Consider the following 3,535-nt stretch of genomic DNA (forward strand, 5'->3'; position numbering starts at 1 on the left):
GGCCGGCAGCGGCGCGCCGGGGGGAGCGGCCGGAAGGGAGTGGGGCTCCTCCGGGCCGTCCACGGCGGTGGCCGGGGCGGACAGCCAGTAGCGGTCGCGTGCGAACGGGTACGTGGGCGCGGCGAGCCGGGGCGCGGACGCCTCGGGGCGGGAGGACCAGTCCACGGTTCCCCCCTCGGTCCACCGGCGTGCCGTCCGGGCGGCCTCGGCCGACGGGTCGGCGCCCACCAGGCGGAGCGTGTCGTCGGTCAGCCCGGCGGCCAGGAGTTCGTCGAGGCCGCGCAGCAGTGCCCGGCGGTCGGACGCGACCACGGCGGCGCGGGTGTCCAGCGCGATGCGGCCTTGTTGCAGCGTGGCGGCGAGGGAGCCGAGCGGCACGTCCGAGTCGGCCAGGAAGGCCCGCTGACGGGCGATCACCCGCAACAGCTGCCCGCTGTCGGTGGCCGAGTACGGGAACACCAGCGGTCCTTCGGACGACTGCGTCCGCGGCGGGGACGCCGGGGGCTGCTCGACCACGACATGGGCGCACGCCCCGCCGAAGCCGAACGAGCTGACGCCGGCGCGGCGGGGCAGGCCGGAGGCGGGCTCCCAGCGTTCGGTCGTGTCGTTGACGCGGAGGGGGCCGCCGTCGAAGGCGCAGTACGGGTTGGCGCGACCGTACCCGGGCATGGCCGGAATGACGCCGTGCCGTACGGTCAGCGCGGCCTTGATCAGACCGGTCAGGCCGGCTGCTGCCTCGGTGTGGCCCAGGTGGGCCTTGGCCGTGCCGATGGCGCAGAAGCCGGTACGGGAGGTGTGCCGGCCGAAGGCCGCGACGAGCCCGTCGACCTCCACGGGGTCGCCGAGTTTGGTGCCGGTGCCGTGGGCTTCCAGATAGCCGACGGTGTCCGGGGCCACGCCCGCGTCGGCCCAGGCTGCTTCCAGGAGTTCGCTCTGCCGTTCGGGGTTGGGCGCGGTGACGGCGCCTGCCCGGCCTCCGTGGTTGGCGGCGGTGCCCCGGATCACCGCGTGCACCGGGTCGCCGTCGCGCAGCGCGGCGGCAAGCGGTTTGAGCAGGACGGCCGCGACCGCCTCGGCCGGCACGTAGCCGTCGGCCCGTTCGTCGAAGGCGTGGCAGGCGCCGCTCGGCGACAGTGCGCCGATCGCGGAGAGCTGCGTGTAGTGCCGGGGGGTGAGGATGAGGTTGGTCCCTGCGGCGTAGGCCATCTCGCACTCGCCACGGCGCAGCGCGGCCACGGCCAGGTGCACGGCGTAGAGGGAGCCCGAGCAGGCGGTGTCGACCGTGAGGCTCGGCCCGGTGAGGTCGAAGAAGTGGGAGGGCCGGTTGGCGGACATGGACACGGCGGTGCCGATCGGCTCGTACGGCCCCACCGGGCGGTCGCGGCGGATCATCTCCTCCTCGTAGTCCCGGAAGGAGCGGCCCACGAACACGCCGGTGTCCGAGCCCTGGAGGCGGCCGGCCACCGCTCCGTCCTCGGCGGTCTCCCACAGGACTTCGAGCAGCAGCCGGGACTGCGGGTCCGTCGCCTCCGCCTCGTCCGGCGACATCACGAAGAGAGCGGCGTCGAAGCGGTCGGCGTCCGCGAGGAAGCCGCCGCGCGGGCAGTCCGTACGACCGTCGCCGCCCCGGGGGTCGTAGACCGCACGGTGGTCCCAGCGGTCCGGCGGCACGTCGGTGACCAGGTCCGCGCCGCTCAGCAGCCGTTGCCACAGTTCGGCGGTGTCGCGGGCGCCGGGGAAGCGGCCCGCCATGCCGATGACGGCGATCGCCGCGTCGCCGGGTTCCCCGGCCGGCTGCCGCGCCGGTCGCGCCAGCCGGGCGGTCTCCTCGGGGAACTCGGCGCACAGGTGCGCGGCCAGCCGTCCCACGTCGGGGTGGCGGAAGAAGACGGTGGGCACCAGGGGGCGGCCGAGGTCGGCCTCGATCCGGTCGTTCAGCGTCATGAGGTCGGCCGAGGTGAGCCCGAGGTCGAGGAAGCCGCCGGGATCGGGGGCGACGGGTGTGCCCAGGAGTTCGCGGACGAGTTCGTCGAGGTAGCCCGCCACGGCGTCGCGTACGTCGTCGCCCGGTGTCATGTCGTTCGTCTCCTCGGCGGTGGCTGTACGGGCGGGCCGTGATCCGCCCGGGTGGGGTGCAGTGGACGGCGGCAGGTCGCTGCCGGGGCTGCCGGCGCCGGCGGTGATCCACCTGCGGCGCCGTTCGAAGCCGGTGAGCGCGAGCGGTGTACGGCGCGGCCGGTGGCCGTCGGGTGCCTGCTCCAGCACCACATGGCAGTTGGTCCCGCCGAACCCGAAGGACGACACCGCGGCGCGGCGCGGCAGCCCGGGTGCCGACTGCCACGGGCGACCGGAGGTGACGGGGCGGAAGGGGGTGCGCTCGAAACCGAGCCTGGGATGGGGTTCCTCGCAGTGCAGCGTGGCGGGCAGGTATCCGTGCCGCACCGCGAGCACCGTCTTGACCAACGACGCGATGCCGCCGGCGTGCAGCAGTGCGCCGAGGTTGGACTTGACCGAGCCGACGGCGCAGTGCTGGGTGTCGCTGCCCAGGCTGCGGTAGACCTCGGCGGCCGCGTGGATCTCGATGGGGTCGCCGAAGCGGCTGGCGGAGCCGTTGACCTCCAGGTAGCCGATGGTGGACGAGTCGACCCCCGCGGCCCCCATCGCGGTGCGCAGCAGATCCGTCTGTGCCTCGTGGCTGGGGGCGGTGAGACCGAGGGTCCGGCCGTCGTTGTTCACGGCGGAGGCGAGGAGGGTGGCGAGTATCTGGTCGCCGTCGCGCAGGGCCCGCTCCTCGGTCTTCAGCAGGACCATCCCGAGTCCCTCGCCGGGTACGGTTCCGGTGGCCGCCCGGTCGAAGACCCGGCTGTGCCCGTCCTGCGAGAGCACGCCCGCCCGGCCGAGGCCGAGGTAGACGAACGGGTCGAGCAGCAGCTCGCAACCGCCCGCGACGGCGTAGTCGCATTCGCCGGCCAGCAGGCTCTGCGCCGCCTGGTGCACGGCGACCAGGGAGGAGGAGCAGGCGGTGTCGACGGCCAGGGACGGGCCCCGGAAGTCGAAGACATGGCTGATCTGGGTGGCCACCATGTTGGGCAGCGCGCTGACCAGGAGTTGCGGCGTGGTCGGCGGGCCGCCGATGCAGTTGCGGCGGACGTAGTCGTTGGCGCCCACCCCGAGGAAGACGCCCACCTGTTCTCCGGCGACTTCCTTGCGGGAGTAGCCGGCCCGGTCGAGCAGTTCCTGTGCCAGCTCCAGGCAGAGCCGCTGCTGCGGGTCCATCCAGGCGGCGTCCTGCTCGCTGATGCCGAAGTACTCGGCGTCGAAGTGGTCGATGCCCTCGATGAACCCGCCCCAGCGGGCCGCGTCGACCACGTCGAGGTCGGCGCCCGCGAACCAGGCGGGCGACCAGCGGTCCTCGGGGGTGCGGGACACCGAGTGGATGCCGCGCACCAGGTTCTGCCAGAACTCCTCCACGGAAGCCGCTCCCGGCACCCGGACCGATGCCGCCACGACGGCGATCCGCCCGGTCGGCGCCGCC

1 protein-coding gene is annotated in these 3,535 nt (G+C 74.2%); it reads right to left on the reverse strand.

The genetic code is table 11. The annotated features are described in order from the left end of the window. Positions 1-3,535 (reverse strand): beta-ketoacyl synthase N-terminal-like domain-containing protein (locus GT042_RS29470; protein WP_237531324.1); only part of this gene is annotated, 3,535 nt, incomplete at both ends.

It is taken from the genome of Streptomyces sp. SID3212 (assembly GCF_009865405.1).
In the GTDB taxonomy this organism is placed as follows: Bacteria; Actinomycetota; Actinomycetes; order Streptomycetales; family Streptomycetaceae; genus Streptomyces.